General features: G+C 61.3%; 19 protein-coding genes. 12 read left to right on the top strand and 7 right to left on the bottom strand.

Annotated features, from left to right (window positions below; genetic code table 11):
• Position 1: 1 nt before the first annotated feature.
• The 3 genes from SKTS_RS13760 to SKTS_RS13750 form a co-directional block, all read right to left on the bottom strand.
• Entirely contained in the window at positions 2-304 is a 303-nt protein-coding gene (locus tag SKTS_RS13760) for a DUF2288 domain-containing protein (protein WP_173066111.1), read from the bottom strand.
• 68 nt (positions 305-372) lie between these two features.
• Positions 373-3,963: a pyruvate:ferredoxin (flavodoxin) oxidoreductase gene (gene nifJ, locus SKTS_RS13755; RefSeq protein WP_173066108.1), complete on the bottom strand. Its 3,591-nt coding sequence runs from the start codon at positions 3,961-3,963 to the stop codon at positions 373-375.
• A gap of 111 nt (positions 3,964-4,074) precedes the next feature.
• Positions 4,075-4,290, bottom strand: a complete 216-nt coding sequence (locus SKTS_RS13750) for a hypothetical protein (protein ID WP_173066104.1) — start codon at positions 4,288-4,290, stop codon at positions 4,075-4,077.
• 51 nt (positions 4,291-4,341) lie between these two features.
• Between SKTS_RS13750 and SKTS_RS13745 the strand changes: the two genes are divergently transcribed.
• On the top strand, positions 4,342-6,222 hold the full coding sequence (locus SKTS_RS13745; RefSeq protein WP_173066101.1) for a putative bifunctional diguanylate cyclase/phosphodiesterase: 1,881 nt from the start codon (positions 4,342-4,344) through the stop codon (positions 6,220-6,222).
• A 20-nt stretch (positions 6,223-6,242) separates the two neighbouring features.
• Here the strand turns inward: SKTS_RS13745 and SKTS_RS13740 are convergent, their stop codons facing one another.
• Positions 6,243-7,412, bottom strand: coding sequence for a MalY/PatB family protein (locus tag SKTS_RS13740; RefSeq protein WP_173066098.1), 1,170 nt, complete (start codon positions 7,410-7,412; stop codon positions 6,243-6,245).
• Positions 7,409-9,520, bottom strand: a complete 2,112-nt coding sequence (gene ovoA / locus SKTS_RS13735; RefSeq protein ID WP_244617344.1) for a 5-histidylcysteine sulfoxide synthase — start codon at positions 9,518-9,520, stop codon at positions 7,409-7,411. Before ovoA ends, SKTS_RS13740 begins: the two co-directional genes overlap by 4 nt.
• A gap of 173 nt (positions 9,521-9,693) precedes the next feature.
• Here ovoA and SKTS_RS13730 point away from each other — a divergent pair, with 173 nt between their 5' ends.
• The 9 genes from SKTS_RS13730 to SKTS_RS13690 all read left to right on the top strand — a co-directional run bounded on the left by SKTS_RS13730 (position 9,694) and on the right by SKTS_RS13690 (position 17,267).
• Positions 9,694-11,523, top strand: a complete 1,830-nt coding sequence (locus SKTS_RS13730; RefSeq protein WP_173066094.1) for an NAD(P)H-dependent oxidoreductase subunit E — start codon at positions 9,694-9,696, stop codon at positions 11,521-11,523.
• The gene (locus SKTS_RS13725) at positions 11,520-12,245 is read left to right on the top strand and encodes a 2Fe-2S iron-sulfur cluster-binding protein (protein ID WP_173066091.1); all 726 of its coding nucleotides are present in this window, start codon (positions 11,520-11,522) and stop codon (positions 12,243-12,245) included. The genes SKTS_RS13730 and SKTS_RS13725 overlap by 4 nt, the downstream gene beginning before the upstream one ends.
• A complete protein-coding gene (locus SKTS_RS13720; protein WP_173066088.1) occupies positions 12,238-12,780 on the top strand; it encodes an NADH-quinone oxidoreductase subunit B family protein in 543 nt (180 codons plus the stop codon). The genes SKTS_RS13725 and SKTS_RS13720 overlap by 8 nt, the downstream gene beginning before the upstream one ends.
• A gap of 14 nt (positions 12,781-12,794) precedes the next feature.
• On the top strand, positions 12,795-14,276 hold the full coding sequence (locus SKTS_RS13715; protein ID WP_173066085.1) for a Ni/Fe hydrogenase subunit alpha: 1,482 nt from the start codon (positions 12,795-12,797) through the stop codon (positions 14,274-14,276).
• Positions 14,273-14,761 carry a hydrogenase maturation protease gene (locus SKTS_RS13710; RefSeq protein WP_173066081.1) on the top strand — a complete coding sequence of 163 codons (489 nt, stop codon included), beginning with the start codon at positions 14,273-14,275 and terminating at the stop codon, positions 14,759-14,761. Before SKTS_RS13715 ends, SKTS_RS13710 begins: the two co-directional genes overlap by 4 nt.
• A 10-nt stretch (positions 14,762-14,771) precedes the next feature.
• Positions 14,772-15,971 (top strand): formate-dependent phosphoribosylglycinamide formyltransferase, encoded by a 1,200-nt coding sequence (gene purT / locus SKTS_RS13705; protein ID WP_173066078.1) that lies wholly within the window; start codon positions 14,772-14,774, stop codon positions 15,969-15,971.
• A 2-nt stretch (positions 15,972-15,973) separates the two neighbouring features.
• Positions 15,974-16,354 carry a group II truncated hemoglobin gene (locus SKTS_RS13700; protein ID WP_173066075.1) on the top strand — a complete coding sequence of 127 codons (381 nt, stop codon included), beginning with the start codon at positions 15,974-15,976 and terminating at the stop codon, positions 16,352-16,354.
• Between the two features lie 8 nt (positions 16,355-16,362).
• Positions 16,363-16,866, top strand: coding sequence for a DUF3124 domain-containing protein (locus SKTS_RS13695; protein ID WP_244617343.1), 504 nt, complete (start codon positions 16,363-16,365; stop codon positions 16,864-16,866).
• A 65-nt stretch (positions 16,867-16,931) separates the two neighbouring features.
• Complete coding sequence (locus SKTS_RS13690; protein ID WP_173066072.1) at positions 16,932-17,267, top strand: glycine zipper domain-containing protein; 336 nt, start codon at positions 16,932-16,934, stop codon at positions 17,265-17,267.
• A gap of 65 nt (positions 17,268-17,332) precedes the next feature.
• On the opposite strand, the gene SKTS_RS13685 is transcribed toward SKTS_RS13690, so the two are convergent.
• Positions 17,333-18,655, bottom strand: coding sequence for a DEAD/DEAH box helicase (locus SKTS_RS13685; RefSeq protein ID WP_173066069.1), 1,323 nt, complete (start codon positions 18,653-18,655; stop codon positions 17,333-17,335).
• A gap of 360 nt (positions 18,656-19,015) precedes the next feature.
• On the opposite strand from SKTS_RS13685, the gene typA reads away from it, so the two are divergent.
• Both typA and SKTS_RS13675 read left to right on the top strand, forming a co-directional pair.
• On the top strand, positions 19,016-20,827 hold the full coding sequence (gene typA, locus SKTS_RS13680; protein ID WP_173066066.1) for a translational GTPase TypA: 1,812 nt from the start codon (positions 19,016-19,018) through the stop codon (positions 20,825-20,827).
• Between the two features lie 189 nt (positions 20,828-21,016).
• Positions 21,017-22,648 (top strand): type IV pilus assembly protein FimV, encoded by a 1,632-nt coding sequence (locus SKTS_RS13675; protein ID WP_173066063.1) that lies wholly within the window; start codon positions 21,017-21,019, stop codon positions 22,646-22,648.
• Between the two features lie 18 nt (positions 22,649-22,666).
• On the opposite strand, the gene moaA is transcribed toward SKTS_RS13675, so the two are convergent.
• Entirely contained in the window at positions 22,667-23,653 is a 987-nt protein-coding gene (gene moaA / locus SKTS_RS13670; RefSeq protein ID WP_173066060.1) for a GTP 3',8-cyclase MoaA, read from the bottom strand.
• Positions 23,654-23,690: the final 37 nt, after the last annotated feature.

The following is a 23,690-nucleotide window of genomic DNA, read 5'->3' as shown; positions in this document are numbered from 1 at the left end:
TTCAGGGTTGAACCAGAATCCACGGTTTGACGATCACTGCCCACAGGACGGCATCCGTTTCCAGCCACTCTTTGGCCAGTTCGTCCGACACCCGCGCAACTTTCCCCGCCAGCATCCATTGCTCGACCTGGGCTTTGTTGTCGTGTGAAATCTGCACGGCGACTTCCACCAGGTCCAGTTCGTTGCTGACGGCAATCACCGTTCCGCCCGCGAAAAAACGCAGCAGTTCTTTCCACGGGATGCGTGAGGTTTCAAGGTTGACCCTGGTGCGGGTATCTTCGTCGTAGGGCAGTGATGTAGTCATATGAGGATTTAAAGTGCAACGGGGATGGCATTTGCCATCCCCGTTGCCATTTCAATGATGAAAGTTGGCTATTTTACCGCATTTGGATCGTTCGGGCTGAAGCCTTCCTCCGCCATGTGCTGGTAAAGCCTGTAGCGTTTCTCGATCTCGGCCTGATATTCCGCCATCACGCCTTCGCCTTCATCCTTGACCTGCTTCATCAGGCCGCGGAAGCGCGGTTCGTTCTTGATGAGATCGAGGAAGGGCACCGACGGTTTGTTCGAATCCAGCACCATCGGGTTCTTGCCCTCCGCCTCGCGCCGCGGGTCATAGCGGAACAGCGGCCAGTGGCCGGTGTTGACCGCCAGTTCCTGCTGGTGGTGCTGCAGGCTCATGTTGTAGCCGTGTTCGCCGCAGGGGCTGTAGGCGATGATGAGCGAGGGGCCGTCGAAGGACTCGGCTTCGAGGAAGGTTTTCAGGGTGTGAATGTCCTTCGCGCCGTAGGCGACGTGTGCCACATAGACGTGGCCGTAGCTCATGGCAATCTGCGCCAGGTCCTTCTTGCCGGTGGGCTTGCCCTTGGCGGCGAATTTGGCGGTGGCGCCGTGCGGCGTGGCCTTGCTGGCCTGGCCGCCGGTGTTGGAATAGACCTCGGTGTCCAGCACCAGGATATTGACGTTGCGCCCCGAGGCGAGCACGTGATCCACGCCGCCGAAGCCGATGTCGTACGCCCAGCCGTCGCCGCCGATGATCCACACGCTCTTCTTCACCAGGTTGTCCGCCAGCGTTTCCAGGTTGCGGGCGTCGGCGGAATCGATCGCCTTGAGCTGTGTCATGAGCTGCGCCACGCGCTCGCGCTGCTGCTGGATGCCGGCCTCGCTGGACTGGTCGGCGGCCAGGATGGCGTCCACCAGTTCCGCGCCGAGCTTGTCTTTCATTTTTGCCGCTAGTTCGGCGGCATGCTCCGCGTGCTTGTCGATGGTGACGCGGAATCCCAGGCCGAATTCGGCGTTGTCCTCGAACAGCGAGTTGTTCCATGCCGGTCCGCGTCCCTCTGCGTTCTTCGAGTAGGGCGTGGTGGGCAGGTTGCCGCCGTAGATGGAGGAACAGCCGGTGGCGTTGGCCACCACCATGCGGTCGCCGAACAGCTGGCTGGCGAGGCGGATGTAGGGCGTTTCGCCGCAGCCGACGCAGGCGGTGGGGAACTCGAACAGCGGCTGCATTACCATGGCGCCCTTGATGGTGGCGGTACGCAGCTTGGTGCGGTCGAATTCGGGCAGTTTGAGGAAGAACTCGAAATTCTCCCGCTCCGGTTCGCGCAGCGGTGCCTGGGCGTGCATTTCCAGCGCCTTGTGGCCGTCGACTTTGCTCACCGCCGGGCAGATGTCGACGCACAGGCCGCAGCCGGTGCAGTCCTCTGGCGCGACCTGGTAGCTGACGTGCATGCCTTCCTCGAACTCCTTGCCCTTGATCTGGATATGCTTGAAGGTGGGCGGCGCGTCCTTGGCCAGGTCGGCCAGGAACACCTTGGAGCGGATGGCGGTGTGGGGGCAGACGAAGGGGCACTTGCCGCAGTAAATGCACAGTTCGGCATCCCACACCGGGATTTCCTGCGCCAGGTTGCGTTTGTCGTAGAGTGCGGTACCGGTCGGCCAGGTCCCATCGGCAGGCATCAGCGAAACCGGGATCATGTCGCCGCGTCCGGCCATAATTTCGGCCGTGACCCGGCGTATGAAATCAGGGGCGTTGGCAGGTACCGGCTGAGGCATTTCATGGGTGCTGCTCGCGCCCGTCGGTACTGTCACCTTATGCAGGTTGGCGATGGTTTCGTCGATCGCCTTCCAGTTGGCTTCCACCACGGCGCGACCCTTCTTGCTGTACGACTTCTCGGCGGCATGCTTGATCTTTTCGATCGCTACGTCGCGCGGCAGTACGCCGGAAATGGCAAAGAAGCAGGTCTGCATGATGGTGTTGATGCGGCTGCCCATGCCGGTCGCCTTGGCGATGGCGTAGGCGTCGATGACGTAAAACTCGATTTTCTTGTCGATGATCTGCTGCTGCATCTTGCGTGTCAGGGTGTTCCATACGCCGTCGGCGGGCAGCGGGGTGTTGACCAGGAACACCGCGCCCTCGGCAGCGGAGTCCAGCATTTCGTAGCGTTCCAGGAATACCGGTTGGTGGCAGCCGATGAAATTGGCTTCGTTGTTGCCGATCAGGTAGGTGGAATGGATCGGCTTGGGCGAAAAGCGCAGGTGGGAAATGGTTGCCGCGCCCGCTTTCTTCGAGTCGTAGACGAAATAGCCCTGGCCGTAGAGCTCGGTTTCCTCGCCCATGATCTTGATGGTGTTCTTGTTTGCGCCCACCGTGCCGTCGGAACCGAGACCGTAGAACATGCAGCGCATGACGCCCTGGCCGGCATCGGTGCGGAAGCCCTCGTCCCACTCCAGGCTGGTGTGGGTGACGTCGTCGATGATGCCGATGGTGAAATGGTTCTTCGGCTTGGCCTTGGATAGTTCGTCGAACACGCCCTTGATCATGCCCGGCGTGAATTCTTTCGAGGACAGGCCGTAGCGTCCGCCCACGATGTGCGGCATGGCGGCGAAGCGGCTTTCGCCATTGCCCAGCGTCTCGGCAAATGCCGTCACCACGTCCTTGTAAAGCGGCTCGCCGTCGGCACCCGGCTCCTTGGTGCGGTCGAGCACAGCGATACGCTTGGCCGTGGCGGGGATGACCTTGAGCAGCTCATCGGCGGCAAACGGGCGGTACAGGCGGACTTTCACCATGCCGACCTTTTCGCCGCGGGCGTTGAGGTGTTCCACCGTTTCCTCGGCGGCTTCAGCGCCGGAGCCCATCAGCATGATCACGCGTTCGGCGTCGGGCGCGCCGACGTATTCATACAGGTGATACTGGCGTCCGGTGAGGTTGGCGAATTTATCCATGGCTTTTTGCACGATCCCCGGCATGGCATCGTAAAAGAGGTTGACGGTTTCCCGGCCCTGGAAATAGACGTCCGGGTTCTGCGCGGTGCCGCGCAGTACCGGGTGGTCGGGCGACAGGCCGCGCGCGCGGTGGGCGAACACCAGCTTGTCGTCGATCATTTCGCGCACCACTTCGAACGGCACCTGGTCGACTTTCGCCACTTCGTGGGAAGTGCGGAAGCCGTCGAAAAAGTGCAGGATCGGGATGCGCGATTCGAGGGTGGCGGCCTGCGAGATCAGCGCCATGTCCATGGCTTCCTGCACGGAATTGGAAGCGAGGAAGGCAAATCCGGTGGAGCGCGCCGACATCACATCGCTGTGGTCGCCGAAAATGGACAGCCCCTGTGCTGCCAGCGAGCGCGCCGCGACGTGCATCACGAAGGGCGTCAGTTCCCCGGCGATCTTGTACATGTTGGGGATCATCAGCAGCAGGCCCTGCGATGCGGTGAAAGTGGTGGCCAGCGCCCCGGTCTGCAGCGCGCCGTGGATGGTGCCGGCCGCGCCTGCTTCGCTTTGCAGTTCGACGACCAGGGGCACGGTGCCCCACAGGTTCTTCTGCCCTTCGGCGCTCCAGGCATCGGAGTATTCGCCCATCGGCGAGGAGGGGGTGATGGGGTAGATGGCGATGATTTCGTTGGTGAGGTGAGCGATGTAGGCGGCTGCTTCGTTGCCGTCGATGGTGACAGTGCTAACGCGTTGCATGATGACCCCCGAAAAACTGAACCAAAAAATAAAAATTACATTAAACCTGTTACCCCAATATGGCAACGCATAAAAGCGTTCCGCTTGAGTTCGATCAACGAACGGTTGGTTTTACATGCGCCGCTTGTCGTTGGACAAGTTTGGATGATAGGCTGTTATGAAAAATACATAAAATACAGCCTCGGAGGAGAGGGTGAAGATGCCCAACGGTGCGTTCCTGTTTGCCTGGACACGACCTGCGGTCTGCTGCAGCGCCGATACGCCCGGCGTGATAAAAGCGGTGGCGGGAAGACGGGAGGATACGGCTATTTTCTCGCCGCTATTCATAGTAGTTGACGCACCCGAGAAGGAAAAGTTCGAAGGAAAAAAAAGATAAAGATGAATAAATCCGCGCGAACTTACCTGATCTCGATTTTTCTGGCGTTGGCCATTGTGCTGTCTTTCTTTGCCATCCAGAGCATTTTCGTCATGAAAACCTTTTACCCGCGCATGGTGGTCGTTCCCATGTCGCTCGGGATCGTGCTCGGTCTTCTGGTGGGCAAGGTCGGGGTGTTGCGCGCCAGGCTGGCCGGCAATGCGCGGCTGTTCTCCGCCCTCGCGGATTTCGCACCCGAGTTCAACTACTTCCGCAAAATCAGCGGCGAGTACGAATACGTTTCCCCCGCCTGCAAGTCGCTGACTGGCTACGTTCAGGATGATTTTTATCGTGAACCCAATTTCATGAACCGGCTTATCCACCCCGACGACATGGAGGTGTGGAACGCGCATATCCACAACATCAACGGCGAGGGCTTGGCCGAAACCGTCGAGTTTCGCATTGTTACCAGGGATGGCGATATTCGCTGGGTCGAGCACCTGTGCGGTACGGTACAGGACGAAAATGGCAATACCATCGGCGTGCGTTCCTCCAATGTGGACATCACCCAGCGCAGGGTTTACGAGCAGCAGATCGAGATTTCGGCCAAGTACGATCCCTTGACCATGCTGCCCAACCGGCGCTGGCTCATGGAGAAGCTGCATGACTGGATTTATGAAGCCGCAGCCGGGGGGCGCCATTTTGCAGTGATGTTTCTCGACCTGGATCGCTTCAAATACATCAACGATACCTTCGGCCATACCGTGGGGGATGCCTTGCTGCGCCAGATCGCCAAGCAGTTCGAGGGCGGCGTATCCGAGGGAGGCGGCAAGAACGCCCAGATATTCATTTCGCGCTTTGGCGGTGACGAATTCGTCATTGTCGAAAAAATGGAAAAAAAGGACGAACAATTCCGCAGCGCCGAGAAAATCCTGGCGTTGCTGGACCAGACTTTTACGGTGAACGAGCACAAATTCCGTGTGACCGGCAGTATCGGAATCGCGGTTTTTCCCGCTGACGGCGAAACATCCGAAGACCTGATCAAGAACGCCGATGCCGCGATGTACAAGGCCAAGCGCGAGGGCAAGAACAACATCCAGTTCTACTCGGCGGATCTGGCGGAGGAAATGTCCGGGTTCTATCGCATGGAGCAGCGTCTCAAGCTGGCGCTGGAGCGGGACGAGTTCGTGCTGCACTTTCAGCCCCAGATCGATATGGCGAGCGGCAGGGTGAGTGCCGTGGAAGCGCTGGTGCGCTGGAATTGCCCGGAAAACGGCATGGTGCCACCGCTGCAGTTTATTCCCGTTGCCGAGGAAGCCGGCCTGATCGGTGCCATCGGCGAACAGGTATTCCGCAAGGCCTGTGCGCAGTGGCGGGCGTGGTCGGACCAAGGCTTCCTGTTGAAGATGGCGGTCAACGTATCACCACTGCAGTTCCGTGACGATGCCTTCATCGGCCAGCTCGCAAGATTGCTGGGGGAAATGCGCATGCCGCCGAGCTATCTTGAAATCGAGATCACCGAAGGCGTGCTGATGGGCAGTGCGGAAAAAGCCCTGGGCAAGCTCAAAGCCCTGCGCGACATGGGGATTTCGATCGCCATCGATGACTTTGGAACCGGTTACTCGTCGCTGCAATATCTCAAGGAATTGCCCATATCTTGCCTCAAGATCGATGCTTCCTTCGTGCGCGAAATTCAGACCAACGGAAAGAATCTGGCGATCGTGAAAACGATCGAGGCGCTGGGGCGCAACCTCCAGATGTACACCGTGGCGGAGGGTATCGAGGAGCAGGCGCAATATGACTTGCTCAAGGATATCGGATGCACCATGGGCCAGGGGTACTTCATTTCCCACCCCATGGCGGCGGAGAAGCTGGAACCGCTGCTGCGCAAGCTGATGACTTAGAAAAAGATGGCTATTGACTTTTAGTGCTCGGCAATCGCTGCCCTGATCCGCACCAGGGCTTCCGCCACCACACGCCGCGGCGCCCCGATATTCAGCCGCATGAAGCCGCTGCCCCCAGCGCCGAACACCGTGCCGGGATTCATTCCCACGCGTGCTGTGCTCACGAAGAATTCCTTCAACTCCGCGTCGTTCATGCCTAGTTCCCTGCAGTCCAGCCACAGCAGATAAGTCCCCTCCGGCTGGATGAGCCGGATGCCGGGCAGATGTTCCGCCAGGTAGGCGGCGACGAAATCGCGGCTGTCGCGCAGGTAGACCAGCAGCGCGTCCAGCCAGGCTTCCCCGTCGCGGTAGGCGGCTTCGAAGGCGGCGATGCTGAAGGGGTTGGAGTGGCCGAGGGCGAGGGTGGCGAAGACTTTGCGCAGCGCGGTGCGTTGCGCCGGGTCGGGGACGATCAGGCAGGACAGGCCCAGCCCGGGGATGTTGAAGGTCTTGCTCGGGGCGACGGCGGTGACCAGTGTGTCGCCGGCTTGTGCCAGGGTGGCGAGGGCGGTGTGGCGCTCGCCGGGGTACACCAGGTCGGCGTGGATTTCGTCCGACAGTACCGTCATGCCGTGCCGCCGCGCGATGTGCAGGGTTTCGCGCAGTTCGTCCGGGGTCCATACCCGCCCCACCGGGTTATGCGGTGAGCACAGCAGTAGCAGGCGCGCGCCGTCGGCGGCGCAGCGCTCGAGCTGCTCGAAGTCGATAGCGTAGCGGCCGTTTTCCAGGCGCAAGGGATTGAGCACGAGTTTGCGGCCGGTGTCGGTGACGGCGCTGAAGAAGGGGAAATACACCGGCGGCTGCACCACCACCGCCTCGCCGGGGGCGGCGAAGGCCAGCACGGCGGCGTGCAGCGAGGGCACCACCCCCGGCGCCATGATGACCCAGTCGCGTTCGACCTGCCAGCCGTGGCGCTTTTGCAGCCACGCGCTCAGGGCCTCGTAGAGGTCGTCGGGGTAGAAGGTGTAGCCGTAGACCGGATGGGCGGCGCGCGCCGCGAGTGCCCGGGTGACGGCTTCGGGGGCGGCGAAATCCATGTCCGCGACCCACATCGGCAGCACGTCCGGCGTGCCGAAATAGCCTGCGCAGCCATCGTGCTTGACGCTGGCCGTGCCGTTGCGGTCGATCGCGCGGTCGAAGTCGAAGCTCAATCCTTGCGTTCCCAAATCGTGACTTCAGACAGGGTATGTTGAAACTTGCGCCGCGTTTCGCGGATGACGAAGGGTACTTCGAGCGGGCCTTCGCGCAGGCGGAAATGCGGGCCGAGCATTTGCTTCAGCCCGTCCAGGGTGGTGAAGCTTTCGCCGTCCTTCTTGTAGCCGCCGATCCATTCCTCGCGTTTTGTGTGCTCGGGCAGCCAGGTGTAAGGCGAGGCGATGAGAAGCAAGCCGTCTGGATTGAGGCGTTCGTGCACCGTGGCGAGGAATTTGGCCGGGCTGTAGAGGCGGTCGACGAGGTTGGCGGCGAGGATCAGGTCGTAGCCGGAGAACAGGGGCTTGAGGTTGCAGGCGTCGCCCTGCAGAAACTCGACCTTGCCGGCCACGCTGTCCAGCCCAAGGGCGGCCAGCTTGCGTTCCTGGTAGCGCACCAGTTCTCCTTCGTCGGCGAGGGTGTAGCGCAGCACGCCGGTTTCGGCGAGTTGCACACCGAGGCCGATGAAGCGGGCGGAAAAGTCGATCCCGGTGACATGGTCGAAATGCCGCGCCAGTTCGAAGCTGGCGCGCCCCGCGGCGCAGCCCAGATCGAGCGCCGTGCGCGCCGGCTTGTCGCCCATGGCGCGGATGGCCAGCTGCGCCAGGGCGCGCGGGAAGTTGGGCACGCCGAAATATTCGTCGCCGTAATGGAACTCGGCGTATTCGGACAGCAGCTTGTCGCTTTCGTAGTGCGAGGCGGGCGCGGCGGGCGGGGCGTCGGACACCACGTAGCGGAAGCCGGCATGCTGGAAGAAGTGGCGCCGGAAGGCGTAGCGCGCGCTGGACTGTGCCTCGTTGCCGCAGGAGATCCACGAGCCGCCCTTGAACAGGTTGTGGCGCCCGTCGTAGGTCGGGGTGGTGAAATCGTCGTAGAGTGGGTGGACTTGAAAGCCCTCGAAAGGGTAGATCGGCGTTTCGGTCCATTGCCACACGTTGCCGATCACGTCGTACAGTTCGCCGTGACGGAACTCGGTTACCGGGCAGGCGGAGGCGTAGCGGTCGAGGTGGATGTTGGCGGGCGCGGCCTGCTCAGGCGCGATCTCGGCCAGGCCGGAGGTGTCATACAGGCGCTGCCATTCATCTTCCGTGGGCAGGCGCACCGGCTGTCCGGATTGCGCGGCCTTCCAGTTGCAGAACGCCTTGGCCTCGTGGTAATTGACTTCCGCCGGCCAGTCCCAGGGCATGGCCACGACCTCGGTCATCAGGCGCAGCTGCCAGTTCTCGCCATCCCTGATCCAGAAGGTGGGATGGGCAGCCTGGGCGAAGCTTTTCCAGGGGCGGCCTTCCTCCTGCCACCAGCGCTCGTCCGCATAGCCGCCGGCCGCGACGAACCCGAGAAATTCGCCGTTGCTGACCAGGTGGCGCGCGGCGCGGAAGGCGGGGATGTCCGCCTGATGCTTGCCGTATTCGTTGTCCCAGCCGTAGTACGGGTCGGCCTTGTCCTTGCCGAGGCGTACTGTGCCGGCCGGGATGTCGACCAGGTCGTTGTCCGGCGACGCGCCGCTGTTGCGGCAGGGGATGAAAGCGGAGTTCGGTCGGACGAAGGCCAGCGCGTGCTGGCGGATCAGCACCGAGGAAGTCTCGAGGTGAATGCGCTCGTGCTCGATGCCCATCATGACCGCCCACCACGGGCTGTCCCAGTTCACCGGCAGGTCCAGCGGCGCGTCGCGGATTACTTCGTCCACCGCCTCCCGCATCCTGGCCCGGTAGGCCCGCACTTCTTCGACTCGCGGCCAGTCGTAGTGGGCATCGTCAAGGTCGTCCCAGCTCATCTCGTCCACGCCCACGGCGAACATGGATTCGAATTTCGGGTCGATGCGCTGTTCCAGCAGTCCGGCCAGCACCAGCTTGTTGACGAAGAAGGTGGCGGTGTGGCCGTAATAGAAAATCAGCGGATGGCGCAGCGCGATGGGCTTCCGGTAATAGGCGTCGTCGCTGGCCAGGATTTCGAACAGCTGCTCGTAGCGGTCGCTGGTGGCGTGGAAATAGTTGCGAATCTGGCCGCGCAGCGCCTGTATATCGCTGCCGGCGAGCATCGGGGTGCGGTTGAAGAGAATGCGCGGCATGCTGTTCCCTTATTGCGGCGTGGGTGGAAATTCTAGCAGGAAAGCTGGAGAGGGCGAGAGGGCGTATATCTGCGGAGGTTCGATGGAGTATTTTTAGGTAGAGGAATTGTCATAACTTTATAGTATAGTGAATCAGAAGTTCAGTACCTCATACCTTGGCAAAGGGTGGTCCCATGGAACCATGCGAGTTTCCCGATATTGAACAGCGTCTGTCGCCTGTGCTTCAGCGGCACGGGGCCGATGCATCGCGACTGCTGCAAATCTTGCGCGATGTGCAGGATACGCTCCACTTCATTCCTCCCGAGGCGGTGACCTGCATTTCAAGTCATCTGGGCATTCCCCGGGATTCAGTGGAAGGCGTGGCCGGTTTTTATTCCTTTCTTTCGCTCCAACCGGCGGGAGAGTACCGCGTCCTGTTCTCCGACAACATCACCGACAACATGCTGGGTAACCGCGAGTTGATGCAGTATTTCTGCAACAAGCTGTGGGTTGAGCAGGGCAGGGTGTCGGAAGACAACCTGGTGAGCGTGGACACCACTTCCTGCACCGGCATGTGCGACCAGGGGCCGGCAGCGCTGGTGAACGGCTGGGCGCTGACCAATCTGGATCAGAACCGGCTGGACCTGATCGCTGAACTGATCCGCAGCCGCAAACCGGTGGCGGATTGGCCGCCCATGCTGTTCGAGGTGGTGGACAACATCCGGCGCAAGGATACCCTGCTCGGCGACGCGTTCGAATCCGGCAGCGCCATCCGCGCCACCCTGACGCGCGGTACGCGGGAAACCCTGGCCGAAGTGGATAAAGCCAACTTGCGCGGGCGCGGTGGCGCGGGCTTCAAGACCGCTTCGAAATGGACTTTCTGCCACGCCGCCGTGGCCGAGGAGGAAGGCAGCGTCATCTGCGACATCGGCGGCAATCCCGAGCGTTTCATCGTGTGCAACGCCGACGAGGGCGAGCCGGGCACTTTCAAGGACCGGGTGCTGCTCACCAGCTACGCCGACCTGGTGTTCGAGGGCATGACGATAGGGGCACGTGTGGTCGGGGCCAGCAAGGGTTTCCTTTATTTGCGCGGCGAATACCGCTACCTGCTGGAGCCGCTCGAAGCGGTGCTGAAGCGCCGGCGCGAGGCCGGCTTGCTGGGCGACAACATCCTCGGCGAGGCTGGCTTCAGTTTCGATATCGAAATTCACCTCGGCGCCGGTGCCTACATCTGCGGCGAAGAATCCGCGCTGATCGAGTCCCTCGAAGGCAAGCGCGGACGCCCGCGCAACCGGCCGCCGTTCCCCGTGACGCATGGCTACAAGGGCCGACCGACCGTGGTGGACAATGTCGAAACCTTCGCCGCTGCGGCGAAGATCGGCCTGCATGGCGGCGAGTGGTTCGCCGCCCAGGGTACGCCGCAGTCCACCGGCACCAAGCTGCTGTCCATTTCCGGCGACGTTTCCCGCCCCGGCATCTACGAATATCCCTTCGGCGTCACGGTGGAGCAGATCCTGCGCGATTGCGGCGGCGACGACGCGCACGCGGTGCAGATCAGCGGGCCTTCCGGCACGCTGGTGTCGTGGCAGGAGTTCGGTCGCCGCATCGCCTTCGAGGATCTCCCCACGGCGGGTGCTTTCATGGTGTTCCACCGCAAGCGCGAGATGTTCGCCGCGGCGCATAATTTCACCCATTTCTTCGCCCATGAAAGCTGCGGCTTCTGCACTCCGTGCCGGGTGGGGACGGAGTTGCAGAAAAAGATCATGGACAAGATCGCCGGCGGCCACGGCACGCCCGCCGACCTGGAGGAACTCAAGCACCTCGGCGGCATCCTCGGTTCCATGAGCCATTGCGGCCTGGGACATAGTGCGGCCAACCCGGTGCTGGATACGTTGAAGAAATTCCCCGGCACTTTCGAGCGCAAGCTCAAGGCCCTCGCCTTCGAACCCGCCTTCGACCTCGACGGTGCTTTGGAAACGGCGCGGAAAATTACCGGACGTGACGACGAGTGGGCGCACCTATGAGCAAAACCATCAGCATCGACGGTCAAGCCGTGGCCTTTTCTGACGGCCAGACGATCATGGACGCGGCCTTGGCGGCGGGGATCTATATTCCGCACTTGTGCCACAACCCGGAATTCAAGCCCCACGGCAGCTGCAAGCTGTGCACGGTGAAAGTGAACGGGCGCAATGTCGCGTCCTGCACCATGCCCGCGGTGGAGGGGCAGGAGGTGTTGAGTGACACCGGGGAACTGAACGCGGAGCGCCTGGTGTTGACGCAGATGCTGTTCGTCGAAGGCAACCATCTTTGCCCCGGTTGCGAGAAGAGCGGCAACTGTCAGCTGCAGGCCGTGGCCTACTATCTCGGCATGATGAGTCCGCACTTCAATCATTTCTACCCGCAACGCGAGGTGGACGCCTCCCATCCCGACGTGCTGCTCGACCGCAACCGCTGCATCTATTGCGAGCTGTGCGTGCGTGCCAGCCGCGACGTGGACGGCAAGAGCGTGTTCGGGCTCTCGGGGCGCGGCATCGGCACCACGCTGGTGGTCAACTCGACCAGCGGCCGGCTGGGCGACACCAGTATCGCGGCGACGGACAAGGCGATGCAGGTGTGCCCGACCGGGGCGCTGCTGGTCAAGCGGCGCGGTTTCGCCGTGCCGATCGGCGATCGCATCTATGACCATCTTAGTATCAAGGACCATCTCAGCATCAAGGAAGTGCAGACCGGAGGCGACCATGAGTGAACAGAAAATCCGCCTCGCCACCTGCTCGCTGGCCGGCTGCTTCGGCTGCCACATGTCTCTGCTCGACATCGACGAGCGCCTGTTCGATCTGGTGGAACTGGTGGAATTCAACCGCACGCCGCTCACCGATATCAAGCACTGCGGGCCGTGCGATGTCGGCATCGTCGAAGGCGGCGTATGCAACGCCGAGAACGTCCACGTGCTGCGGGAATTCCGCAAGAACTGCAAGGTGCTGGTCGCCATCGGCGCCTGCGCCATCAACGGCGGCCTGCCGGCCATGCGCAACAACATCGACCTGTGGGATTGCTTCCAGGAGGTGTACCAGTACGAAGGCGGGCTGGAGGGCGGCCAAGTGCCGAATGATCCCGAATTGCCGCTGCCGTTCGACAAGGTGCACCCGATCTACGAAGTGGTGAATGTGGATTATTTCCTCCCCGGCTGCCCGCCCTCGGGCGAGGCGATCTGGCAGTTCCTCACCGACCTGCTGGCGGGGCGCGAGCCGAAGCTGGATTACGAGATGCTGCATTTTGACTAGAGAGAATGCACACCATGACTTTTGAACTTGAAACAGCCGCCCATCCCGAGAACCTCAAGCGCGTGGTGATCGAGCCGGTCTCGCGCGTGGAAGGCCACGGCAAGGTGACGCTCCTGCTCGACGCGGACAACCACGTGCACCAGGCGCGGTTCCATATCGTCGAATTCCGCGGCTTCGAGAAATTCATCCAGGGGCGGCCGTTCTGGGAAGTGCCGGTGATCGTCCAGCGCCTGTGCGGCATCTGCCCGGTGAGCCACAACCTGGGCGCGGCCAAGGCCATGGACATGATCGTCGGCGCGAAGCTCACGCCCACCGCCGAGAAACTGCGGCGCCTGATGCACCTGGGGCAGGTGCTGCAATCCCATGCGCTGCATTTCTATTACCTGGCCTCGCCCGATCTGCTGTTCGGTTTCGACAGCGACGTGGCCAAGCGCAACATCGTCGGTGTCGCCGCCGCTTATCCCGAAATCGCCCGGCAGGGCGTGGCGCTGCGCAAATACGGGCAGGAGATCATCAAGCTCACCTCCGGCAAGCGGGTGCACGGTACCGGTGCGGTACCTGGCGGGGTGAACAAGAATCTGACGCTGGCCGAACGTTATGCGCTGTTGAAAGACATCGACCAGATGATCGCCTGGAGCCGCGATGCGGTGGACCTGATCCGCAAGGTCTATTGCGAAACCCCGGATTTCCACAACGGCTTCGGCTTTTTCAAATCCAGTTTCATGAGCCTGGTGCGCGAAGACGGTGCCCTCGATCTCTACCACGGCGGCTTGCGCGCCAAGGACCAGAACGACCAAATCATCTTCGATCACCTCGATTACAGCCATTACTGGGATCAGGTCCACGAGGAAGTGCGGCCCTGGTCCTACATGAAATTCCCCTTCATCCGCTCCATGGGGCGGGAAAATGGCTGGTATCGCGTGGGGCCGTTGGCGCGCGTCAACAACTGCGATTTCATTCCGACCCCGCTGGCCGAGGCCGAGAGAAAGACTTTCAAGGAGTTCGGCGGTGGCATGGCCATCCAGTCCACGCTGGCCTACCACTGGGCGCGCATGATCGAGATGCTGCACTGCGCCGAAGGCATCAAGGAACTGTTGCACGACGGCGACCTGCTGGGCGACGAACTGGTCACCAAGGGCGAGCGCTCCCTGCGCGGCGTGGGCGTGATCGAGGCGCCGCGCGGCACACTGATCCACCACTACCGCATCAACGAGGACGAGCTGATCGTGCGCGCCAACCTGATCGTTTCCACTACCCACAACAACCAGGCGATGAACGAGGCGGTGCGCCAGGTGGCGCTCAAATACCTGGACGGCAATGAGCTTACCGAGGGCCTGCTCAACCATATCGAAGTGGCGATCCGCGCCTTCGATCCCTGCCTGTCCTGCGCCACGCATGCCCTGGGCAAGATGCCGCTGGAAGTGGAGTTATGGGATGCCGAAGGCAAGGTGGTCGACCGCATGGAGCGCGGCAGCGCGGGTAGTTGCGGCGTTTGACGGCACCGCTGCTGATCTTCGCCTACGGCAACCCGAGCCGCGGCGACGATGCCCTCGGCCCGTTGCTGATCGAGCGGCTGGAGGCACTGAATCCGCCCAACGTCGAACTGCTTACCGATTTCCAGCTGCAGGTCGAACATGCGGCGGATATGTTGGGCCGCGAACGGGTGCTGTTTGTCGACGCCAGCGTTTCCTGTGCGCCGCCTTACGCCTTCACGCGTTTAACTGCGGCCAAAGACACCAGCTACACTTCTCATGCCATGAGCCCGGCAGCCGTGCTCCAAGCCTACCGGGAACTGTACGGCGAGCCGCCGCCCTCTTACCTGCTGGGCGTGCGTGGGCATGCCTTCGAACTGGGCGAGCCGCTGAGCGCTGCGGCCGCGTCCAATCTCGAATCTGCCCAGGCGCTGCTACAAAAACTCTGTGCCAGTCCTAGCCACCAGGCATGGGATCAATTTATCATGCCGCCAGAGAAAACCATCTGAGGCAATCCACATGAAAATCGGCACCCCTTTAAGTCCCTCCGCCACCCGCGTCATGCTGCTCGGCAGCGGCGAACTGGGCAAGGAAGTCATCATCGCCCTGCAACGCCTGGGCGCCGAGGTCATTGCGGTGGATCGCTACCCGGATGCGCCGGGCCACCAGGTGGCGCACCGCGCCCACGTCATCAACATGGCCGACGGACAGGCCTTGCGCGCGCTGGTGGAGCAAGAAAAACCGCATCTCGTCGTGCCCGAGATCGAGGCTATCGCCACCGACATGCTGGCTGAAATCGAACAGGCCGGGCTGGCGGAAGTGATTCCAACCGCCCGCGCAGCCCGGCTCACCATGAACCGCGAGGGCATCCGCTGCCTTGCTGCGGAAGAGCTGGAGCTGCCAACCTCGCGCTATGCCTTTGCCGATACTCAGAATGAACTGCAGATGTGGGTCGACAAGGCCATCGGCTACCCCTGCATCGTCAAACCGGTGATGTCCTCTTCCGGCAAAGGACAGTCCACCGTGAATGGCCCCGAGGACGTGGAAAAGGCATGGAATTACGCCATGAGCGGCGGGCGGGTGAACCGCGGGCGGGTGATTGTCGAGGAAATGATCGAGTTCGATTTCGAGATCACGCTGTTGACCGTGCGCGCGCTCGGCGCGAATGGCGAGATCGAAACCCATTTCTGCGACCCCATCGGCCACATACAGGTCAAAGGCGATTACGTCGAAAGCTGGCAGCCCCAAGCGATGAGCCCGGAAGCGTTGAAGAAGGCCCAGCAGGTAGCCAAAGCCGTCACCGACAATCTTGGCGGACGCGGTATTTTTGGCGTGGAATTGTTCGTCAGGGGCGATCGTGTATGGTTCTCCGAGGTCAGCCCGCGCCCCCACGACACCGGTATGGTGACCATGTGCAGCCAGCGCCTGTCCGAGTTCGAACTGCACGCGCGCGCGATTCTCGGCTTGCCGGTGGATGTGAGCCTGCGCGAGCCGGGGGCGTCGGCGGTGATCTACGGTGGCATGGACGAAAAAGGCATCGCCTTCGAGGGTGTGGCGCAGGCATTGATGGTGCCGCACAGCGACATCCGCCTGTTCGGCAAGCCGGAAAGCTTCGTTCGTCGCCGCATGGGCGTGGCGCTGGCCAATGGCGCCAACGTCGAGGAAGCACGCAGCCGCGCCAAGCTGGCTGCCAGCCTTGTCAAACCAGTGAGAGGCTGATCATGGAAACGCATTACCAAAAGATCGGCGGCGAAGAGACCATACGTCGCCTGGTGGACCGCTTTTACGAAATCATGGACGAGGACCCGGACTATTACGGCATTCGCAAGCTGCATCCCCAGGACCTTTCCGGGGCGCGCAGCAAACTGTTCATGTTCCTCTCCGGCTGGACTGGCGGGCCGCAGCTGTACGTGGAACAGTTCGGCCATCCGCGCCTGCGCCAGCGCCACTTGCCGTTCGCCATCGGCGAGGCGGAGCGCGATCAGTGGATGGGGTGCATGATGCGCGCCATGGACGACGTGGGCGTGGACGACAAACTGCGCAACGAACTGACGGCGGCGTTTCACAAGACCGCGGATTTCATGCGCAACAAGGAAGGCTGAGGAGCCCCATGAAAATTATCCGCCTGCTGTGGTTGATCGGTGCCATGTGCATGACTGGCCTGGCTATAGCCGAAGAGGTTCCCGCGCTTTCCCGGGGTCAAACGCTGTATCTGCCGATTTATTCGCACGTGTGGCACGGTGACCTGGACAAGGCGGGCGTGCCGCTCAAAAGTCTGGTATCGGCCTTGGTGAGCATCCGCAATACGGATCTCACGCGCTCCATCCGGGTCGTGTCAGCGCGCTATTACGACACCCGTGGCAAGCTGTTGAACGAGTATGTGTCCGCGTCCAAAACCATCGCGCCCATGGCGACTTACGAAATGTACGTGGAACGCAAGGAGTCGGCCGGCGGCTCCGGCGCCAACTTCGTGATTTCATGGCAGGCCGATGTGCCCGCCAACCCGCCTATCGTGGAGGCCCTGCACGCCGATATCCAGGGGCACCGAACCTTGTCTTTCATCACGACGGCTCGGCTGCTCAACACGGAAGACGGTTTGGTGAACAAACCGTAATTTTTCCGGGTGCGGGAAAGCTGCTACCATTTTCAATCGCATTTTTGGTAACTGAGGGAATATTCATGAAATTGTTTGCTGGTTTGACTGGTCTCGCCTTGCTCGGCGCTCTTGCGGTCCCCGCGCACGCAGGTGTGGACGGCAATGCTGTCCTGGGCGGTGCCTTGGGTGGCGCAACGGGTGCCGCTATCGGCTCTGCCGTGGGTGGACGCGATGGTGCGATCATCGGCGGTGCGATCGGCGGTGCTACCGGAACGGCAGTGCTGACTTCGAACCGGCGCGAACCGTCGGTGCGCAGAGAAGTCGTTTATGTCGACGATCATGACCATCACGACAATGGACGGCATCGCGGGCATTACAAGCATCGTCACGGGCGCGAGGGCGATCGTTACGACGATTGATTCGGTCGGGGCCGAAAATAAAAAAGGCGCTTTTCAGCGCCTTTTTTATTGCTTGCTACAACGGCTTAACCGTGGCGGCGTCCGTTGTGGTGGCCGAAGCCGCCTGCGTTGGGACGCTTTTCGCCGCTACCGAAGCCGCCTTCGCGCCGCGGTTGGCCGGTAAAGCTGCGGCCGCCAGCACCAGCAGGCTTGCCGGCGAATTTGCGGTCCTGCCCTGCGCCTGAGCGCGGAGCGCCGCCGGCACGCGGTACACGCTTCGGCTCGAAGCCGGCTATGGTGTGCGGCGCAATGGTTTGGCCGGTAAAGCGTTCGATGCGCTGCAGGTGCTGCATGTCCTTGTGGGACGCGAAAGAAACAGCGATACCGGAGGCGCCGGCACGACCGGTACGGCCGATGCGGTGCACGTAGTCTTCGGCGAACTTGGGCAGGTCGAAGTTGATCACGTGGCTGATGCCGGGAACGTCCAGGCCGCGCGCTGCCACATCGGTGGCGACCAGGACGCGAATGCCGCCGCGGCGCATTTTGGTCAGGGTGCGCGTACGTGCGCCCTGGTTCATGTCGCCGTGCAGGGCTGCCGAGGAGTGGCCCTGTGCGAACAGGTCTTCCGCCAGCATGTCGGCGTCGCGCTTGGTGGAGGTGAAGACGATGGCCTGCTTGAGATCGACATCGGTGAGCAGATGCTGCAGCAGGCGGCTCTTGTGCGCCATGTCGTCAACGAAATGCAGACGCTGCTCGATGTTTTCGTGGCGTGCTTGTTGCGCGGCGATCTGAATGCGTTTGGGATCCTTCAGCAGGCGCGCGGCCAGCTTGCCGATCACGCCTTCCAGCGTGGCGGAGAAGAGCAGGGTCTGACGGCTGGCAGGGGTGGCGGCGGCGATTTTCTCTACGTCGTCGATGAAGCCCATGTCCAGCATGCGGTCGGCTTCGTCCAGGATCAGCATTTCGAGGCGCGAGAAATCGATGCGGCCGCGTTCCAGGTGGTCGATCAGGCGGCCGGGCGTGGCAACCAGGATGTCAACAGGCTGCGACAGCAGCTTGTTTTGCAGCGGATAAGGCATGCCGCCCAGGATGCACACGGTATTGACGCGCAGGTTCTTGCCGTATTTGCGTGCGGCTTCGTTGACCTGGTTTGCCAGTTCGCGGGTGGGTGTCAGTACCAGTACGCGCGGGCCGCGGCTTTTGACTGCCGAAGGCGTTGCCAGCTTGTGCAGGGCAGGCAGCATGAAAGCGGCGGTTTTGCCGGTGCCGGTTTGTGCCGAGGCCATCAGGTCATGGCCGGCGATGACTTCAGGAATCGCCGCAGACTGGATTGGGGTAGGTTCGGTGTAGCCGCTCTCGATGATAGCTTTGAGAATGGAAGGATTAAGATTTAAAGATTCAAAAGACACGGAAATTCCTCAAATTAAGGAATCGCACAGCGCACTACGTCCCCCTCTCACGCAATGCGGGAGAGGGCTAGGGGTGAGGGCAACTCCAAAAATACAAATGCGCAGGCAGGGAACGGCGAGACAACCGGAAATACCGGAGATAAACGTCAGCAAAACACCGCGCGGCGCAACTAAAACATCGTCGCTAACCGGGGGTAAAGCTGAAATTCAGAAAGGCTGAATTCTAGGGGGCCAGGGAACGATGAACCAAGTGCCTGGAAGATTTCTACCAGACAAGGTGGCGCATTATACGTGTAATTCAGAAAATTACCAGATAGTTATGCTAGAATTGTCGGCTTTTTACAGCACCGGAAAGTTTTCATGTCACGCGCCCTCCGTAATATCGCCATTATCGCCCACGTCGACCACGGCAAGACCACCCTGGTGGACAAGCTCCTGCAGCAGGCAGGTACCTTCGCCGCACACCAACATGTGGTTGAACGAGTGATGGACAGCAACGATCTGGAAAAAGAGCGTGGCATCACCATTCTTGCCAAGAATACCTCGATCGAGTTTGAGGGCCACCACATCAATATCGTTGACACTCCGGGACACGCCGACTTCGGCGGCGAGGTGGAACGCGTGCTGTCGATGGTCGACGGCGTGCTGCTGCTGGTGGACGCGGTCGAAGGCCCGATGCCGCAGACCCGCTTCGTGACCAAGAAAGCCCTGGCGCTTGGCCTCAAGCCGATCGTGGTGGTGAACAAGATCGACCGTCCCGGCTCGCGTCCGGACTGGGTGGTGAACCAGACCTTCGACCTGTTCGACAAGCTGGGCGCGACCGAAGAGCAACTGGATTTTCCCGTGGTCTATGCTTCGGCCCTCAACGGCTTTGCCTCGCTGGATTACAACACGCCGAGCGACAACATGCGCGTGCTGTTCGAAGCTGTCCTCAAGCATGTGCCCTCGCCGGAAGGCAATCCCGACCTGCCGCTGCAACTGCAGATTTCGGCCCTCGATTATTCCAGTTACGTCGGCCGCATCGGTATCGGCCGTGTTGCTCGCGGCCGTTTGAAGCCGGGGCAGGAAGTGCTGGTGATGCGTGGTCCGGGAGACAAGGGCGTGCGTGCGAAAGTCAACCAGGTGCTGGGCTTCAGCGGCTTGAACCGGGTGCAGCTGGATGAAGCGCAGGCGGGCGACATCGTGGTGATCAACGGGGTCGATGAGATCGGTATCGGCGTCACGCTGACCGCGGTCGACGCACCGGAAGCGTTGCCGATGCTGACCGTGGACGAGCCCACCTTGACCATGAATTTCCAGGTCAACAACTCGCCTCTGGCCGGGCAGGAAGGCAAATTCGTTACCAGCCGCCAGATTCGCGAGCGTCTGAACAAGGAGTTGCTCACCAACGTCGCGCTGCGTGTCGATGAAACCGGTGACGCGGACGTGTTTGTGGTCGCCGGGCGTGGTGAGTTGCACCTCACGATTCTGCTCGAAACCATGCGTCGTGAAGGTTATGAGTTGTCGGTTTCGCGCCCACGCGTGCTGCTCAAGGAAATCGATGGCGAGAAATGCGAGCCGTTCGAAATGCTTACCGCCGATGTGGAAGATTCCAATCAGGGTGCGGTGATGGAAGAGCTCGGTCGTCGCCGTGGCGATTTGCAGGACATGTTGCCCGACGGCCAGGGGCGTGTGCGCCTGGATTACCGCATTCCGGCACGTGGCCTGATCGGCTTCCAGTCGGAATTCATGACCTTGACGCGCGGTACCGGCGTGATGAGCCACGTATTCGATGAATACGCACCGATGAAGCCGGACATTCCTTCGCGTCATAACGGCGTGCTGATCTCGCAGGACAACGGCGAGGCAGTCGCCTATGCGCTGTGGAAGCTGGAAGATCGTGGCCGCATGTTTGTTTCCCCCGGCGACAAGCTGTACGAAGGCATGATCATCGGTATTCACAGCCGCGATAACGACCTGGTGGTGAACCCGATCAAGGGCAAACAACTGACCAACGTGCGTTCCTCCGGTACTGACGAAGCCGTGCGCCTGACCCCGCCGGTTCAGCTGACACTCGAGTCCGCGGTGGAATTCATCGCCGACGACGAACTGGTGGAGCTGACGCCGAAATCCATCCGCCTGCGCAAGCGTTACCTCACCGAGAACGAACGCAAGCGCGCCAGAAATGCCTGAGTAAATCATCCGGCGTGAGCTTCACGCCGGATGCGCTGCACAGGGTTTTGCTATCCTCCGTTGGTCCTCGCCACAAGGACTTTAACGACAGCGTGCTATAATCCACGCCGGATGCGGCGTAACGCCTCGATTTTCTTGAATATATATTTAGGACAAGATCGGTAACTGATGGGGATGCGGATCAGGATATTGGCAGCGAGATTGTTGGCCGCGGGGGTTGTGTCCTGTGTCGGCCTGTCCTCTTCGACTTCCTCCGCCATGATATTGGGCGACCTCGCCTTGCATTCCAGTCTTGGCCAACCCCTGCGCGCTTCGATCCCGGTTAAGGCAGACAAGGGTGAGCAACTCGATGACAGTTGCTTTTCTCTGGTGCGTCCCGAGCGCCAGGATGATTTCACCTACCTGACCCGCGCTCGTCTGGCGCTGGAACAGGTGGACGGGCGCATGCAGCTTGAAATCAGTTCGCAGCACGCCATCGGTGAACCCTTTGCGCGTCTGTTGATACAGGCCGATTGCGGCCAGGGGCGAATTAACCGGGTGTTCACCGTGTTGCTCGATCCCGAAGTGCCGGCCTCACCCGCACCTTCGCTTCCCGTGACGGAGCCGAGTGTGCCACCGGTCGCGAAATCCGAAGTCGCACCCCGCAAACCGCGCAAGGCGCGAATCGCACCAAAGCCTGTCTCTTCCCCCGCCGCCGCGAGTTCGCCGGAAAAAATGCCGCCCGAGCACGCGCCGGCCGGCGGCGAAGGAGAATTTCGCCTCAAGCTCTCCAGCGAGGGGCTCGATTTATCCTTGCTGGGAAAAATGAGCGAGGATCAGCGTCGACAACTGCGCGAAAAGCAGCGCTTGCTGGATGCTGACGACCAGGTCGCCAATACTCTCAGCATGAAAAACCGCATCATGCAGCTTGAATCTCAAATCGGTGAGTTGCAGGTGGCGCTTGCCAAGACCGACAAACACCTGGCCATGAGCGAGCGCCTGGCCACGGCTCCCGCGCACATACCCTTGCAGACCTCGCCCGGTGTGCTGGATAAATGGTTGGGCGGACTGGAAAGCCTCTCCCTGCGAGGATTGGCAGGCGTTTCCCTGATTCTGGCGCTGCTGATTTCGGTGTGGTGGCGGTGGCGCAGGCGGCAGGCCGCGGCATGGCTGGAAGAGGAGTTGCGCCAGGAGTTTTCCCCCGATGTGACGTATTCCATGCCGTCAGCACTGCACGGCGAGAAGCGCGCCGCAACAGCGCCCGCGAACAACCAGGAAGACGAGCTCTATCACAGCGTTACCAGCATTTTCGATACCTCGAACGAGTCCGTTACATTCACCGAGGCGGAGTCCGTGCTGGATGAAGCGGATCTTTACCTCGCTTATGGCTGGTCTAACCGGGCCATCGAGCTATTGCAGGAATATCTGGAGAAACATCCGGATGACGTCCAGTTATGGAAAAAGCTGTTTGAAACCTACAGCACGCTGGGTATGAAACAGGAGTTCGAACAGCTTGCCCTGCGTTGCCAGGCGACGATGGACGATAGCGGTTTGCGGGTGCTGGTGCACAAACTGGGACGCCAGCTGGATGGCGCGAATCCGCTTTATGCCAGCTCCGAGGCGGAGAACGAGGCGCCTGCCGAGGCGGCGCCCCCCGTGCCGGAACTTCCGGCCCTGGATACGCCGCTGGAATTCGTCCTTGACGACAAGCCGTCCGAGGTGAAGGAAGCACAACCAGAAGCGTTGAAAGAAGACGATAGTCTGGGGTTCGACCCGCTTTTCCCTGAACCTTTCAAGCCGACAAAAACGCACCCCGAAAGCGACGCAGAAAAGGGTAGCTAGGCTTTTTTCCTTGCGGCGTCAGCCGCCCGTGGTCGACATAAAACGCACGATCTTGCCGGGCTCTTCCTTGAATTCGTGGCGCTCAGGCTTTAGTGAAATGGCGTTGCGTATGGCGTCTTCAAGTTCCGCATCTGAAATGCCGCCGCGCAGCAACGGCCGGAACTCGAATTTTTCATCCTGTCCCAGGCACGTGTAAAGCGTCCCGTCCACCGCCAGGCGTACTCGGTTGCAGGTCTCGCAAAAATGCTGGGAAATCGGGGTGATGAAGCCTACGCTGAATTTTCCGTCCCGCGATTTCAGATAGCGTGCCGGCCCGCCACCGGGCATCACGCCCTCAACCAGGCCGAAACGTTCCTGCAGGCGCAGTTTGACCGGCTGCAGGTCAAGGTATTGCGCGTTGCGGCCGGTGCTGCCGACCGGCATGGTTTCGATGAAGCGCAGGATGAAGCCGTGTTCGAGGCAGAACGCCACCATGGCGTCGATTTCGTCGTCGTTGACGCCTTGCTGCGCCACCATGTTGATCTTGATCGGCGCGAATCCCGCTTCCTTGCCCGCCATCAGGCCGGCCAGGATCTTGTCCAGGCAGTCGCGCCCGGTGATCTGCGCGATCCGCTCGCGCTGCAGCGAGTCGAGACTGACGTTGATGCGGGACACGCCCGCATTGTGCAGGGAATGCGCGTACTTGGAGAGTTGTGTAGCGTTGGTGCTGAGGGATAAATCCTCGATGCCGGGCAGGGCGGACAGGCGTCTGGCCAGTTCCGGCAGATTGCGCCGCAACAGCGGTTCGCCGCCGGTCAGGCGCAGGCGCTTCACGCCCAGGCGCGCGAAAGCCCCGATCAGGCGCTCGACTTCGTCGAAATTGAGCCAGTGTTCCGGCTCCTCGTAGCCCTTGAAATCCTCCGGCATGCAATAGCTGCAGCGCAGGTCGCAGCGGTCGGTGACCGACAGGCGCAGGTATTCGATGTTGCGCTGGAAGCGGTCGGAAAGAGGGGTGTTACCGTTCATGGCTGGCGCCGGGAAGGACTGGAGTGGTTTTGACTAT

Origin of the sequence: Sulfurimicrobium lacus (assembly GCF_011764585.1) — a bacterium.
GTDB classification, from domain to species: Bacteria; Pseudomonadota; Gammaproteobacteria; order Burkholderiales; family Sulfuricellaceae; genus Sulfurimicrobium; species Sulfurimicrobium lacus.
The sequence above is the reverse complement of the archived record's forward strand: the minus strand, read 5'-3'. Positions and strand labels throughout refer to the sequence as shown.